Origin of the sequence: Williamsia sp. MIQD14 (genome assembly GCF_051025635.1) — a bacterium.
GTDB lineage: Bacteria > Actinomycetota > Actinomycetes > Mycobacteriales > Mycobacteriaceae > Williamsia_A.
The window spans coordinates 202,081-218,100 of record NZ_JBPFDG010000001.1; the positions used below are offsets into that span (position 1 = coordinate 202,081).

At 71.8% G+C, this 16,020-nt stretch carries 1 protein-coding gene (only partly in view); it reads right to left on the minus strand.

The annotated features are described in order from the left end of the window. Window positions 1-16,020, minus strand: the 3' end of a protein-coding gene (locus ACQ7HM_RS00795; protein ID WP_434214349.1) for a non-ribosomal peptide synthase/polyketide synthase. Its footprint extends 17,850 nt past the window's final position; 16,020 of the gene's 33,870 nt are visible here — the last part of the coding sequence; its start codon lies off the right edge, out of view — the gene reads right to left on this strand; it ends in the stop codon at window positions 1-3.

Sequence of the window (16,020 nt, forward strand, 5' to 3'; positions counted from 1 at the left end):
TCAGGCCCGGTCGGCGATGGCCCGCAGGGCCAGCATCCAGTGCTCGAACAGCTCGTCGAGGTCGCCGCGGTCGATGGCGTCGTCGAGGTAGGTGACCAGGGCTCGCACGATCGGGCCGTCGGAGGACACGGTCGACATCGACTGGATGTCGATCTCGGCCTGCGCGGGCATGCGGTTGCCGCGCGCCAGCGCCTCGGGATCGTTCACGTCGAGCAGTTCCGGTCCGCGCATGTCGGGGAACCACGGCACGTCGTCGACGGCTCCGGCGACATCGGAGCCGGGCACCGACCCGATGTAGTTGAAGACGATCTGCGGGTCGGCGAACCCACCGAGCCGCTCGCGACCGTCGGGATCGAGATGACGCAGCATCCCGTAGCCGATGCCGCGGTCGGGGTGGGCGGTCATCGCGGCGCGGGTGCGCGCGACGACCTCGTGGGCCACCTCGGGACGGTCGAAGATCTCCGGCAGGTCCAGTCCGTCGAGGTCGACACGGGTGGGGAACATCGACGTGAACCAGCCGACGGTGCGGGACAGGTCGGCACCGTCGACGACGGCTTCCTCCCGACCATGACCCTCGAGGGTCAGCAGCGTCGAGGTCACGTCGTACCCCCGGTCGCGGCGCCATCCGACGACCGCGGTGGCCAGACCCGCGACGAGCAGATCGGCCATCGTCGTCCCCTCACCGGCCCCTCTCCCCTGTGTCGCCGCGAGGCTCGCGGACAGCGGGCCCACGATCTCGGTGGGCAGCACCAGCTCGGCACGCGCCAGGCGGTCGACACGGTCGGTCGTGAGGTCGAGTCGTCGTGTGCCCAGCGCCGGGTCGGGTCCGTCGAGGACGGCGACCCAGTGATCGAGTTCGGCGCGACGCCCCGCGGCCGCTGCCATCTGTCCCGCGCTCCACGCGATCCAGCTCGTCCCCGCGTCGGGGAGGTCGACGGCGTGACCGGCCGACACCTGACTGCCCGCGACGGCGATGTCGGACTGCAGGATCCGCCACGACACCGCGTCGACGACGAGGTGGTGGGCGACCACCGCCAGGCGCCCGGTGGCCCCACCCGACGGCGTCGCCAGCCACACCAGGCGCAGCATCGCACCGGACTCGGGATCGAGGTCGTCGATCGCGTCGGCCACGGCGGTGCGCAGACGCGCGGCGTAGGCGTCGGTGCCGGGCACCTCGCCGGCGTCCAGATCGATCCGGGTCAGGGCGGCGGACGGGTCGACGGTGCCCGGCGCGGCGATCTCCAGTGTCCGCGAGGCGATGTCGAGCCGTGAGCGCATCACGTCGTGCCGATCGATCACGGCGGTCATCGCCGCGACGATCTGCTCGGAGGTGACGTCGGCGGGGACGGTGAACACCATCGGCATGACGAAGCGGCTGATGTCCCCGCCGCGTTCGAGCATCTTCTCGATGACCGGGGTCAGCGGTGCCGAACCGGCGTGCACACCGGCGAGATCGGAGGTCGTCGACAGCTCCGGCGTGGACGCGACGGCGGCGAGGGCGGCGATCGTGCGCTTCTCGAGCACGTCGCGGGCGGTGAACCGGATGCCCGCCGACCGCGCCCGCGTCACCAACTGCATGGCGCCGATGCTGTCGCCGCCGATGTCGAAGAACGAATCGTCGGCACCGACCTCGGTGCCCAGCAGGTCGGCGACGATGCCGCACAGGACGGCCTCGGACTCGGTCGCCGGCGCGCGGCGCGGCGCGTGCTCGATCTCCGGCAACGGGAGCTCGCGGCGGGCGATCTTGCCCGAGCGACCGCGCGGGAACTCGTCGAGCACGACGATGACGTCGGGGACCATGTACGGCGGCAGCACACGACCCGCGTGGTCGCGGACACCGACCGCGTCGACCTCGGCGTCGCCGTGGCCGATCACGTACCCGATGAGGCGGGTGCCACTGTCGGTCTCGTGGGCGATGACCGCCGACTGCGCCACCGAATCATGCTGGGCGAGAACGGTCTCGATCTCCTCGAGCTCGATCCGCAGTCCGCGGACCTTCACCTGGAAGTCCACGCGGCCGACGTAGTCGAGCGTCCCGTCGGGCAGGCGACGCACCAGGTCGCCCGTGCGGTACATCTGCGTGCCCGCCGGCCCGAACACGCTGGGCACGAACCGTTCCGCGGTCAGATCGGCGCGGCCGAGGTATCCGCGGGCCAGCTGGTCGCCGGACAGGTACAGCTCGCCGACGGCGCCGAGTACACACGGACGCAGCCACCGGTCGAGGACCCAGCCCCGCGTGTTCCACACCGGCCGGCCGATCGGCACCACATCGGTCGTCGCGGGGACTGAGGCACCGGCGGCCGCGACGACCACCGCCGACGTCGCGTCGACGGTGACCTCGGTGGGTCCGTAGAGGTTGACGACCTGGGCACCCGACGTCGAGGCCACCTGCTGGGCCAGCGAGATCGGCAGCGCCTCACCGCCGGAGAAGACCGTGCGCAGCGAGTCGAGGGCGTCGGGGCCCGCCGACTCGGCGAACACCGCGAGCACCGACGGGACGAACTGCACGACCGTGACGGCGTGGTGTTCGACGAGGGAGACGAGTTCGGTGGCGTCGGTGTGCGCGCGCGGGCCGGCGATGACGGTGCGGGCACCGGCCAGTGCCGGCGCGAACATCTCCCACACCGAGGCGTCGAAGGTGAACGGCGTCTTGAGCAGCACGACGTCGTCGCGGCCGAGGCCGTACTCCTCGGCGATCCACCGCACCTGGTTGGCCAGGGCGCGCTGGGTGATCGCGACACCCTTCGGACGACCCGTCGATCCCGAGGTGAACAGGACGTACGCGAGCGACGCCGCGCGTACCCGGCCCCGCATCTCGGTCGGTCGGACCGGCGCGTCGGAGATGTGGCGCAACGCCGGCGCCGCGAGGTCGAGGCACGCGATCGGCGCCACCAGTGTGCGGATCGCCGACAGGCGACCGGCGTCGGTGACGACGCAGCGCACCCCGGCCTCGGCGACGAGGGTGGTCATCCGGTCGGCGGGGGCGTCGACGTCGATGGGCAGGTACGCCGCCCCGGCCTTGCCGACGCCGTAGACGGTGGCGAGCTGCTCGAGCGACCGAGGCATCGCCACGGCGACGAGGTCGTCGGGGCCGACGCCGTACGCGATCAGCACGCGGGCACGGCGGTTGGCCATCGCGTCGAACTCGGCGAAGGTGACCGTCCGCTCCGCGTCGACGAACGCGACCTCGTCGGGGGTCTCGCGCACGCGCCGGGCGAACATCTCGGTGACCGTCGCGTCGCCGACGGCGACGGAGGTGTCGTTCCACGACTCGAGCTGGCCCGCGACCTCGTCGGCGTCGAGCAGGTGCAGGTCGCGCACCGGTGTCGCGCCGGCCCGGGCGAAGGCGCGCAGCACCCGCACGACGCGCTGTCCGAGATCCTCGGCGCGGTCGTGGCCGATGAGCGCGGGGATGTACTTGAGCGAGATCGAGAGATGCGGATCCGACTGTGCGAGAACGGTCATCGGGTAGTGCGAGGCGTCGTTGATCTGTGCGCCGTCGACCGACATCCCGTCGATCTGCGAGCCGCTCTCGAGCGCCTCGCGGTCCACCGGGTACGACTCGAACACCACGAGCGTGTCGAACAGCGCGGGCACGCCGAGGTCGCGCTGGATCGCCGGCAGTCCGACGTGATGGGCCTCGAGGAGTCCGGCCTGCTCGGACTGCACGCGTTCGAGCAGACCGATCACCGTCTCGCGCTGATCGAGTCGCACCCGCGCCGGGATGGTGTTGATGAACAGGCCGAGCATCCCGCCGATGCCGGGCAGTTCGGGGGGACGACCCGAGACGGTGACACCGAACACGACGTCGTCGGCGCCGGTGGACCGGGCCAGGACCAGTCCCCATGCCGTCTGCACCATCGTGTTCATGGTGAGCCCGCGCTCACGGGACAGCTCGGCGAGGCCTGCCGCGGTCTCGGGGTCGATGGCCAGCGGGTACTCCACCGGGACGATGTCGTCCGGACTCAGTTCGGAACCGGCACCGTCGGATCCGGACGCGGGACGCTCCACGAGCAGGGTCGGGCTCTCGAGATCGCTCAGTGCGTGGCGCCACGAGGTCATCGCGGCCGCGGGGTCCCGCCGCGAGAGCCAGCGCAGGAAGTCGCGATAGTCGTTGTCGGACACCGGCAGGTGGTCGACACCGCCCATCGCGTAGAGGGCGAACAACTGCTGCAGCAGGATCGGACCCGACCACCCGTCGAGCAGGATGTGATGGTTGGTCATCGACAGCCGCGCCACCGGCGCCCCGTCGTCCCCCGGCGGCACGAGCAGCATGAGGAACCGCATGAGCGGCGGCGCCGCCATGTCGAACCGGTCGAGGCGGTGGGCGCGCAGCAGGCGGTCGGCCTCGGCGGCGGCATCGGGATGTCCGGTGAGATCGACGACGCGCCACGGCACCTCGACGGCACCGGCGATCGCGGTCACCGGGGTGCCGTCGCCGGCGGTGTGGAAGGCGCTGCGCAACACCGGGTTGTGCGCGACGAGGGCGCTGACCGCGGCCCGCATCCGGTCGGTGTCGACGGGGCCGCGGAGTTCCAGGACCACCTGCGCGGTGTAGATGTCGACGGCGTCCTCGCCGGCGAGCTGGGCGTGGTAGAGCAGACCGGACTGCAGCGGGGCGAGCGGCCAGATGTCCTCGACACCACCGTGTGCGGCCTCGATGACGTCGATGTCGTTCTGCGACACCGGGACCAACGGCACATCGGACGGGGTCAACCCACCGGCGCCGGCACTGTTCCCGTGCGCCGCGAGACCTGCCGCCGCACGCTGCCACTCGTCCGCCAACGCCACGACGTCGTCGTGGTCGAGGAGTTCGCCGGCGTAGGCGAACGACGCCGACAGACGCGGGCCCTCGGGGGTCTCGTCGGTGACCGCGTTGATCGTCAGCACGGCAGGCACCACCATGGCGTCGTCCATCGCACCACCGAGGGGCCCACCGTCGTCGGCGGCCTGCCACCCGAAGTCGGTGTCGTCATCCGTGGCGGAATCGGACGCCCCGGACTCATTGCGGCCCAAATAGTTGAACGCGATCTGCGGTTCCGAGCGACTGCGGAGCGCGTCGGCATCGGCGCCGCCGAAGGTGGTGAGCAATCCGAAACCGATGCCGTTGTCGGGGACCGACGCCAGCTGCTCCTTGACCGCCTTGAACGCGGTGCCCGCGGCCGGCCCGCCGGCAAGGGCGTCGTCGACGTCGATGCCGTCGAGATCGATCCGCACCGGGTATTTGGAGGTGAACCACCCGACGGTGCGGAACAGGTCGGCGCGTGCGCCGTCGGCGACGACGTCCTCCTCGCGACCGTGGCCCTCGAGCTCGATGAGCAGCGACGAGGCGTCGACGCCCCGTGCCTGCCGCCACCGCCGCGCGGCCAACGCCAGCGCGGTGAGCAGCGCGTCGTCGGTGCCGGCGCGGTAGGTCGCGGTCACGCCGCGCAGCAGTGACTGCGTGACGTCGACGTCGAAGGCGACCTCGACGCGGCGCAGTGTCGCCGCGACGTCGCGCGCAGGGTCCATCGGCCGGTCGCCGAGGTCGGGATCGGCGGCGGCCACGACCGCGGTCCAGTGGGGCAGCTCGTCGTGACGTGCCCGTACCGCGCCGGGCAGGGCGTGGGCCCAGGTGCGCAACGACGTCCCGATCGGGCGGACGGCGTCGGCGGGCGCGCCGTGCGGCCCCGACAGTCCCCACGCCACGGCGAGGTCGGGCAGCAGGATCCGCCAGGAGACACCGTCGACGACGAGGTGGTGGATCACGACGTAGAGACGTCCGCGTGCGTCCGCACCGAGCTCCTCGGCGGGATCGAACCAGACGACCGAGATCATGCGTCCGGCCGTGGGGTCGAGGCGATCGATCGCCTCGGCCGCCCCGGCCTGCACCGTGGCGGTGAACTCGGCGGTGCCGGGCAGGCTGTCGACCACGACGCGGGTGAGGACGTCGCGGGCGACCACCGAACCGGCGGAGGGGATCTCGAGGCGATCACCGTCGCCGTCGCCGTCGAGGACCAGGCGCGCCCGCAGCGCGTCGTGACGGTCGAGGACCGCGTCGAGTGCCGCGACCAGTCGGTCGTGACCGGGGTCGGCGGGCAGCGTCAGGAAGGTCGCCTGCGAGAAGGTGCGGTACTCCCCGCGGGTGTCGACGAGCCACCGCATGATCGGCGTCAGCGGCAGGGATCCGACACCGCCGCCGTCGAGTTCGGGCAGCACCGCGTCGGCGGCGCCGCCCTCGGTGTCGACGATCGGCGCCAGTTCGGCGACCGTACGACGGTCGAACACGTCACGCGGGGCGAAGGTGAGGCCGGCGTCGCGAGCCCGCGACACCAGCCCGATGGCCATGATCGAGTCACCGCCGAGCGCGAAGAAGGAGTCGTCGACGCCGACCTCGGGCACCCCGAGGGTCTCGGCGAACAGCGCACACAGGCGTTCCTCGATGTCGGAGACCGGGGCCCGCGCGGGACGGTCGGCCGCGACGAACGTCGGCGCGGGCAACGCCTTCCGGTCAAACTTGCCCGCGGGGGTCAGCGGCACGGTGTCGAGGACCACGATCGCGGTCGGCACCATGTGCGAGGGGAGGCTCTGCGCGATCCGTGCGGTGAGGTCCGCGGTGTCGACCTCGCGACCGCCGTGGCCGCGGACGTAGGACACGAGCATCGTCTGACCCGACACCGGGTGCGGCACACCGAGCGTCGTGGTGAACGCGATGTCGGGTTGGCGACCGATGACGGCGTCGATCTCACCGAGCTCGATGCGGAAGCCGCGGACCTTGACCTGGAAGTCGCTGCGTCCGTTGAACTCCAGCTCCCACCGGCCGTCGGCGTCGGCGCGCCAGCGGACGAGGTCGCCGGTCCGGTACATCCGGGATCCGGGCGGGCCGAACGGGTCGGCGACGAACGACGCCGAGGTCTGCGCGGTGCGGGTCAGGTAGCCCAGAGCGACCGAGGGGCCCGACACGTACAGCTCGCCGGGAACGCCGGGCGGCACGAGTTGCAGTCGCTCGTCGAGCACGGTGGCGCGGACACCGCTGATGGGTCCACCGATGGTCGGGGGCAGGTCGGGGTCCATCGCGGCGCTGCGCGTCGACCAGATCGTCGCCTCCGACGGCCCGTACAGGTTGAACATCGAGCGGCCGACGGCCCAGCGCCGCACCAGGTCCGGAGGGCAGGTGTCGCCACCGACGCAGATCACCCGCAGGTGCTCGACGCCGTCGGTCGGCACCGTCGCCAGCGCCGCCGGGGTGACGAAGGCGTGGGTGACGCGACGTTCGACGAGCAACCGGGCCAGTTCGTCGCCACCGAACATGTCGGTGGGAGCGATGACCTGCGTCGACGCCGCGGCCACGGCCAACAGCATCTCGAAGACCGACGCGTCGAAACTCGGTGAGGCGAAGTGCAGTGTCGTGGAGTCCGGGCCGAGGGCGAAGGTGTTCCTCATCTCCGCGACGACGTCGGCCAGCCCGCGATGGGGCACCGCGACACCCTTGGGACGACCGGTGGACCCGGAGGTGAAGATGACGTACGCGGTCGCGTCGAGGTGCGGGACGGCCACCGGCGCGAGTTCGGCGGTCGCGGCGGTGACGGTGTCCTCGATGTCGAGGGCGAGCCACTGCGCGGTGTCGGGCAGGCGGTCGCGCAACGCGTCGACGGTCAGGCCGATCTCGATGGCCGCGTCGTCGACCATGAAGCCGATGCGGTCGGCCGGGTAGTTGGGGTCGATGGGCACCACGGCGCCGCCCGCCCGCACGATCGACCAGAACCCGACGACCGACTCGATCGACCGCCCGATCGCCAACCCCACCGGTGAGCCCGTGCGGACTCCCCGCGCACGCAGCACGGCGGCCAGATCGGTGATGCGGCCGTCGAGTTCGGCGTAGGTGATCGTCGCACCGTCGGCGACGACGGCGGTGCCGTCGGGGTTGGTGGCGATCGCGTCGTCGAGGATCACGCCGAGGGTGCGCGACGGCGCCGCGGGTGTCCCGGTCATCGACGACAGCTGTGCGGTCCACGCCGGCGACAACAGACCGATGTCGCCCACGGGCACCGTCGGATCGCCCACCACCGCAGACAGGACCGCGACGAACCGCTCCGCCATGGCCTCGACGGTCCCGCGGTCGAACAGCGCGGTCGCGTAGGTGAACACCGCATCGAGGCCGCCGGACGCCCCGGCGGTCGGGGCGACGGTCAGCTGCAGATCGAACTTGGTGGTCGTGATGTCGGTCTCGAGTCCCGACACGGTCAGCCCGGGCAGTTCGAACTCGGCGTCGCCCGCGGTGTTGCCGAAGGCCAGTACCACCTGGAACAGCGGCGAGTACGCGGTGGTGCGTTCGGGTGCGAGCTTCTCCACCAGACGCTCGAAGGGGATCTCGGTGTGGGTGAACGCCGCGATGTCGGTGCTGCGGACCCGCTCGAGCAGGTCCGTGAAGGCCTCGGCCGGGTCGATCTCGCTGCGCAGCACCAACGTGTTGACGAACATGCCGACGAGGTCGTCGAGATCGGCGTCGCCACGACCGGCGATCGCCGTACCGATGGCGATGTCGTCGGTGGTGCCCGACCGCGCGAGCAGCACGGCCAACGCCGCGTGCACCACCATGAACAACGTCGCCCCGTGTGCGCCGGCCAGGCGCTGCAGGCCGGCGTGGATCTCGGGGTCGACGGAGAACTCGACGTTCGCTCCCGCGGTGGAGGCGACCGCGGGGCGCGGACGGTCGGTCGGCAGGTCGATGACGTCGGGCAGCCCGTCGAGACGCGTGCTCCAGTAGTCGATCTGACGCGAGGCGAGGGATTCGGGATCGTCCTCCGAGCCCAGCAGCTCGCGCTGCCACAGCGCGTAGTCGGCGTACTGGACCGGCAGTGGCGGCCACCCGGGCGCCTCGCCGCCGCGACGCGCGCTGTAGGCGGTCATCACGTCGCGCGCGAGCGGCGTCACCGACGACCCGTCACCGCTGATGTGGTGGACGACGACCACGAGGACGTGTTCGTCGCGACGCGGACCCTCGCTGTCGTCGCCGGCGCCTGACGGTGCATCGGCCCCGGATGCGACCGACAGCAACGCCATGCGCAGCGGGACCTGCGCGGCGACGTCGAAACCGGTGGAGACGAGACGGATCAGCTCGGCGTGCAGCGCGTCATGGTCGGCGACCGTCCCCACCGACAACAGATCCCGGGCCGCGGCGTCGTCGTGCTCGGCGATCGACTGGCGCGGTGCGCGGTCGTTGCCGCCGATCTGCGCGTCGGCCGGGTAGTGCGTGCGCAGGATCTCGTGCCGGGCCACCACGTCGGCGACCGCGGACCGCAGCGCGTCGACGTCGAGTTCCCCGACGAGCCGGATGACCGAGGGGATGTTGTAGGCGGGCGAGGAGGTGTCGAACTGGTTGATGAACCACATCCGACTCTGCGCCGGCGACAACGGGATCTGCGCGGGCCGCGGTCCGGCGACGAGGCGCGGACGGTCCGACGACGCGCTGCGTTCGGCGGCCGCCGCGACCCCGGCGACGGTCGGGTCGGTGAACAGGTCGCGGACCGTGAGGTCCGTTCCCAGCGCGGCGTTGATGCGTGCGATCGCCCGCGTCGCCGACAGGGAGTTGCCGCCGATCGCGAAGAAGCTGTCGTGGGCACCCACCGTCTCGACACCGGTGAGGTCGGCGTAGAGGCCGGCGACGATCTCCTCGACCGGCCCGCTCGGCGGCGTGTGGTCGACGCCCCCGCGCAGGTCCGGTTCGGGGAGGGCACGACGGTCGAGTTTGCCGTTGATGTTGAGCGGCAACGTCTCCAGGACCATCGTGACGGTCGGGACCATGTACGACGGCAGGTCGGTGGCGGCGGCATCGAGGACGGCGCGTTCGTCGATCGTCGCCCCCGGAGCGGGCACGAGATAGGCGACGAGGTGCTCGCCCGACCGCGGGTCGCGGTACACGGTGACGACGGCGCTGCGCACCGACGGCGCGGCACCGAGCACCCGCTCGATCTCCTCGAGCTCGATGCGCAGACCGCGCACCTTCACCTGGAAGTCACTGCGCCCCATGTAGACCAGGGTCGGGACGGGGTCGTCGCCGACGCGTGCCCACCGCACGAGGTCGCCGGTGCGGTACATACGCGTGCCCGCCGGTCCGGAGGGATCGGCGACGAAGCGGTCGGCGGTCAGGTCCGGGCGGGCGAGATATCCGCGGGCGAGCTGATCACCGGCGAGGTACAGCTCTCCGGTCACCCCATCGGGGACCGGGTGCAGTCGGTCGTCGAGGACGTGGACGCGGGTGTTCCACTCGGGCCGTCCGATTCCCACCACGGCGTCGACGTGGGCGGGCACCGGCTGGTGGGTCACGCTGACCGCCGCCTCGGTCGGACCGTAGAGGTTGTGCACCGACGCCGACGACACCGCGCGCAGTCGATGGACGACGTCGGCGGTCAACGCCTCACCGATGCAGAGGATCTGGCGCAGCCCGGCGACCTGCTCGGGTCGCACGTCGGCGAGGAACGCCGCGAGCAGCGACGGCACGAACGTGGTCACCGTGACCCGGCGTCGCTCGATCAGGTCGGCGAGGACGGCGGGGTCGCGGTGCGCGGTCGGCCCGGCGACCACCAGCCGGACACCTGCGGTGACAGCCCACCAGAACTCCCACACCGACAGGTCGAAGGTGGCCTGGGTGCGCAGGAGCAACGCGTCGTCGGAGGCGAGCCGGAATTCCACCGACAGCCAGTTGAGCTGGTTGACGATGGCCGAGTGCGGCACGGCCACACCCTTGGGTCGGCCGGTGGAACCCGAGGTGTAGATGACGTAGGCGGTGTTCCACGGCCGCAACGTCTGCAGTCGCTCGGAGTCGTCGACCTCGGTCGCGGCGTAGGCGGCGAGGTCGACCTCGGCGACGTCGATGACGTCGACCCGATCACCGATCACCTCGGGGGTGCCGTCGGAGACCAGCACCAGCGTCGGCGCGGCGTGGTCGAGGATGTAGGCCACGCGGTCGGCGGGATGGTCGGGATCGATCGGCAGGTACGTGCCGCCGGCGACCGTGACGGCGTACATCGCGACGACCAGGTCGATCGACCGGTGCATCGCCAGACCGACGACGACCTCGGGTCCCACGCCGCGGTCGATGAGCGCACGGGCGAGGCGGTTCACGCGTGCGGCGAGCGCGGCGTGGTCGAGCGAACCGTCGTCGGAGTCGAGCGCCACGCGCGTCGGGTACGCCGCGAACGACGACGCGAGGATGTCGGCAAGTGTGCTGGGCGCCAACACGACCGAGGTGTTGTTGCGCCCGTCGACCACGCTCTCGATCTCGGCGGGCGACATCAGCGGCAGGTCGCCGACGGGGGTGGCCGGTGCCGCGAGGAGTGAGTCGAGCAGCGTGGTGAACCGTGCGGCGATGCCCTGCACGGTCTCCCTGTCGAAGAGGTCGTCGGCGAAGGTGAGCACGGCCTCGACCGCGGCCGGTGCGCCGTGCTCGTCGTATTCCGGCGACAGGATCAGGTGCAGGTCGAACTGCGCCACGCCGTCGGGCAGCTCGACGGGTTCGATGCGCAGACCGGCGAGATCCAGTGAGGCGCGGTCGATGTTCTGGAACGACAGCCCCACCTGGAAGATCGGGTGGCGGGCGGTCGACCGCACCGGGTTGATGACCTCGACGAGGCGCTCGAACGGGACGTCGGAGTGGCTGAACGCCTCGGCGTCGCGATCGCGGGTCGTCTCGAGCAGACGGTCGAACGGCGTGGCGGGATCGACGTCGACACGCAGGGCGAGGGTGTTGACGAACATGCCGATCACGCCGTCGAGCTCGCGTTCGTTACGGCCGGCCATCGGTGTCCCGACGATGATGTCGCGGCTGCGCGACAGTCGGGAGAGCACCACCGCGAACGCGGTGTGGAACGCCATGAAGGTGCTCGCGTTGTGGGCGCGGGCGAGGTCGGCCATGCGGTGGTGGACGTCGGCGGGGACGGTGAACGCGTGCTGGCTGCCGCGCAGCGACTGCACCGGTGGGCGCGGGCGGTCGACGGGCAGCTCGAGCTGATCGGGCAGAGCCGCGAGAGTCGTCTTCCAGAAGGCGATCTGGGCACTGAGCAGGCTGGTCGGGTCGTCCTCGTCCCCGAGGAGCTCACGCTGCCAGATCGCGAAGTCGGCGTACTGCACCGGGAGCCGGTGCCACGCCGGCGCGGTGGACTCGACACGCGCGGCGTAGGCCAGCGCGAGGTCGGTCACGAACGGCGCCATCGACTCCCCGTCGGCGACCACGTGGTGCACGGCCATCGCCAACACGTGCTGGTCGGCGGCGACGCGCAGAACGGTGATCCGCACGGGGACCGCGTCGGTGACGGTGAACCCGGCCGAGAGGAACGCACGCAACGTCTCGGGTACGTCGGCCAGGGCGACGTCGGTGACCGACACCTCGGGGATCGCCTGGTCGGCGGGCAGGATCACCTGGTGCGGGCCGGCGGCGGAGTCGGGGTAGACCGTGCGCAGCGACTCGTGCCGCGCGATGACGTCGGCGACCGCCGCCCGCAGCGCGCCGAGGTCGAGGTCCCCGCGCAGAGTGACCGCGGCGGGGATGTTGTAGGCCGCCGACCCGGGGTCGAACTGGTTGAGGAACCACATGCGGGTCTGCGCCAGCGACAACGGGATCCGGTCCGGGCGGGGCCGGGCGACGAGCGGCGGGCGGGCCGGGCGGCCGACCTCGCCGGCGGCGAGACGGTCCGCGAGTCCGGCGACGGTGGGCGCGGCGAAGAGTTCACGGACGCCGATGGTGGTGTCGAGCGCGGCCGATGCGCGACTGACGACCTTCGTCGCGCTCAGCGAGTTGCCACCGAGGTCGAAGAAGCTGTCGTCGACACCCACCGGGTGCGGACCGTGGGGGTCGATGCCGAGGACCTCGGCGAACACGTCGATCAGGGTCTGCTCGACCGCGGTTCGCGGCGCCCGGTACTCGCGCTCGACGACGGTGAACTCCGGCGCGGGCAGGGCGCGTCGATCCAGTTTCCCGACGGGGGTCAGCGGGATCTCGTCGAGCACGGTGATCACCGCGGGCACCATGTGCTGCGGCAGACGTGCCGCGACGGCCTCGCGCAGGGCGTCGGGATCCGGTGTCGCACCGGGCGATCGGTGGACATAGGACACCAGTGCGGTCTGTCCGTCGGGTCCGGTGGCGCCGATCGTGACGGCGTAGGAGACGTCGGCGGAGTCGGCGAGGGCGCGGTCGATCTCACCGAGTTCGACGCGGAACCCGCGCACCTTCACCTGGAAGTCGCTGCGGCCCACGTACTCCAGCGAGTTCGGGGCGACGCTGTCGTCGAGGCTGAGGCGGACGAGGTCGCCGGTGCGGTACATGCGGTTCCCGGCGGCGCCGAACGGGTCGGCGACGAATCTCTCGGCGGAGGTGCCGGGACGGTCGTGATAGCCGCGCGCCAGGCCCGGGCCGGCGAGGTAGAGCTCGCCCACGGCGCCGCGCGGAACGGGCCGCAGCCGCGTGTCGAGGACGCGCACGGCGACTCCGCGCAGCGGTGCACCGATGGTGACCCGGTCGTCGTGCCGCAGTCCGGGGGTGATCGTGGTGATGACGGTGGTCTCGGTGGGGCCGTAGGCGTTACGGAGCCGGGGCGCCCACCGTGCCGTGAGCTCGGGGGTGCACACGTCACCACCGACGACGAGGGACTCGACCCCGTCGAGCCCCGACGGGTCCACGGTCATGAGTGCGGTCGGCGTCATCACGACCATCGACACGCGCTGCTCGGCGATCAGCTGCGCGAGTTCGTCACCGCCGAAGACGTCCTGCGGTGCGACGACCAGAGCGGCACCCGCTCCGAACGCGGCCAGCATCTCGCCGACGGAGGTGTCGAAGCTGGGTTGCGCGACGTGCAGCACGCGCGAATCGGCGCGGACCGCATAGTGCTCCACCACGTCGGCGGTGAGGTTCGCCAGCCCGGCGTGGGTGACGACGACAGCCTTCGGGACACCCGTCGAACCGGAGGTGTAGATCAGGTAGGCCGCGTCCGAGATGTGCAGCGGCGCAGTACGATCGGCGTCGGTGATCGGGCGCGGCGACCGGTCGTCCCCGGCCCGGGCCTCGGTGACCAGCGCATCGAGATCGTGCCACACGACATCGTCGGGGAGGTCGTCGCGATCACCGGAGACGGTGAGGCCGAGGACCGCGCGCGAGTCGGTGAGCATCCCGCTGATCCGGGTGTCGGGGTATTCCGGGTTGATCGGCAGGTAGGCCGCACCGGTCTTCGCGACGGACCATATCCCCAGCACGGACGACAGCGACCGTCGCAGTCCGAGGGCGACGACCCCGCCCGGACCGGCCCCGAGCGCGATCAGGGCGCGGGCCACGTCGTCGGTGAGCGCATCGAGTTCGGTGTAGGTCAGCGTGGTGTCGCCGTAGATCACGGCCGGCCCGTCGGGCGACACGGCGACGCCGCGACGCAGGAGGTCGGGCAGGGTCTGCGGGTCGAGGGCCGGTGGGCCCGACACGGCCACCAGGTCGGCGCGCTCGGCGGGGGCGAGGATGTCGATGGCGCCCACCCGTGCCGTCGGGTCGGAGGCGATCGCGTCGAGCACGCGGAGGAACCGGTCGGCGAAACCACGGACGGTGGACTCGTCGAAGAGGTCGGTGGCGTAGGTGAGGGTCGCGGGCGCCGGCTCGTCCTCGGGTGCGTTGTCCCCCACTGTGAGCTGCAGGTCGAACTTGGCCACCTCGAAGTCCGGCTGCACGACCTCGACGCGCAGGCCGGGCAGGAGCAGTTCGGGCGCCTCGTTGTTGTCGAAGGACAGCGCGATCCCGAACAGCGGGTGGTGCGCGGTGGACCGGGGGACGTCGAGCACCTCGACGAGGCGCTCGAACGGCACGTCCGCGTGGGCCATCGCGTCGACGTCACTCGTGCGCACGGCCGAGAGGAGTTGTGCCACGGTCAGTTCCGGATCGACCTCGGTCCGCAGCACGACGGTGTTGACGAACATGCCGACGAGCTCGTCGAGGGCCTCCTCGCCGCGTCCGGCGACCGGTGTGCCGATGGCGACGTCGGTCGACCCCGACAGTCGCTCCAGGAGCACGGCGAGCGCCGTGTGCATCATCATGAACAGGCTCACGTCGTGGTCGCGGGCCACCGTGGCGAGGCGGCGTCGCAGCGCCGGCTCGACGGAGAACCGGACGACGTCGCCGCGCAGCGATGCGACCGCCGGGCGGGGATGGTCGGTCGGCAGGTCGAGCGTCTCGGGGATCCCCGACAGGGTGCGCTGCCAGAAGGCCACCTGCCGTGCCGCCAACGACTCGGGATCGCCCTCGTCGCCCAGCAGGTCGTGCTGCCACAGCGAGAAGTCGGCGTACTGGACCGGCAGGGCCCGCTGGGTGGGGGTGACCCCGGAGCGACGCGTCTCGTAGGCGACGACGAGATCGCGGAACAGCGGTGCCAGCGATGCGCCGTCCGCCGAGATGTGATGCACCACCAGCATGAGCACCCATTCGGTGTCCTCGGGCGCGCTGTCGTCGTCGATGCGCATCACCACCACGCGGGCCGGGAAGCCGACGGTCACGTCGAACCCGGCGGTCGCGACGCGCACGATCTCCTGTTCGACGAGTTCGGGCTGCACGGTGGCCTCGCGGTACATCGCGGCCAGCGCCTCGTCGGCGGGATGGACCACCTGGCGCGGTCCGTCGGCGGAGTCGGGATAGATCGTCCGCAGCGACTCATGACGCTGCGCCACGTCGCCGACCGCCGCCCGCAGTGCGGCGAGGTCCAGGGTGCCGTGCAGGCGGATCGGCAACGGCAGGTTGTACGCCGGTGACGACGGGTCGAACTGGTTGATGAACCACATTCGTGCCTGCGCGGGCGAGAGCGGCACGGCGTCGGGCCTCGCGCGCGGGGCCAGCACGGGGCGGCGCACCGACCGGTCGCGGCCGTCGAGCAGCGTCGCGAGCCCCTCGACCGTGGGGTGGTCGAAGACGTCGCGCACGCCCACCTCGACGCCGAGGGCGGCCTGCACGCGCGCGGCGACGCGGGTGGCGCCGAGCGAGGTGCCCCCGATGTCGAAGAAGGAGTCCCGGGCGCCGAC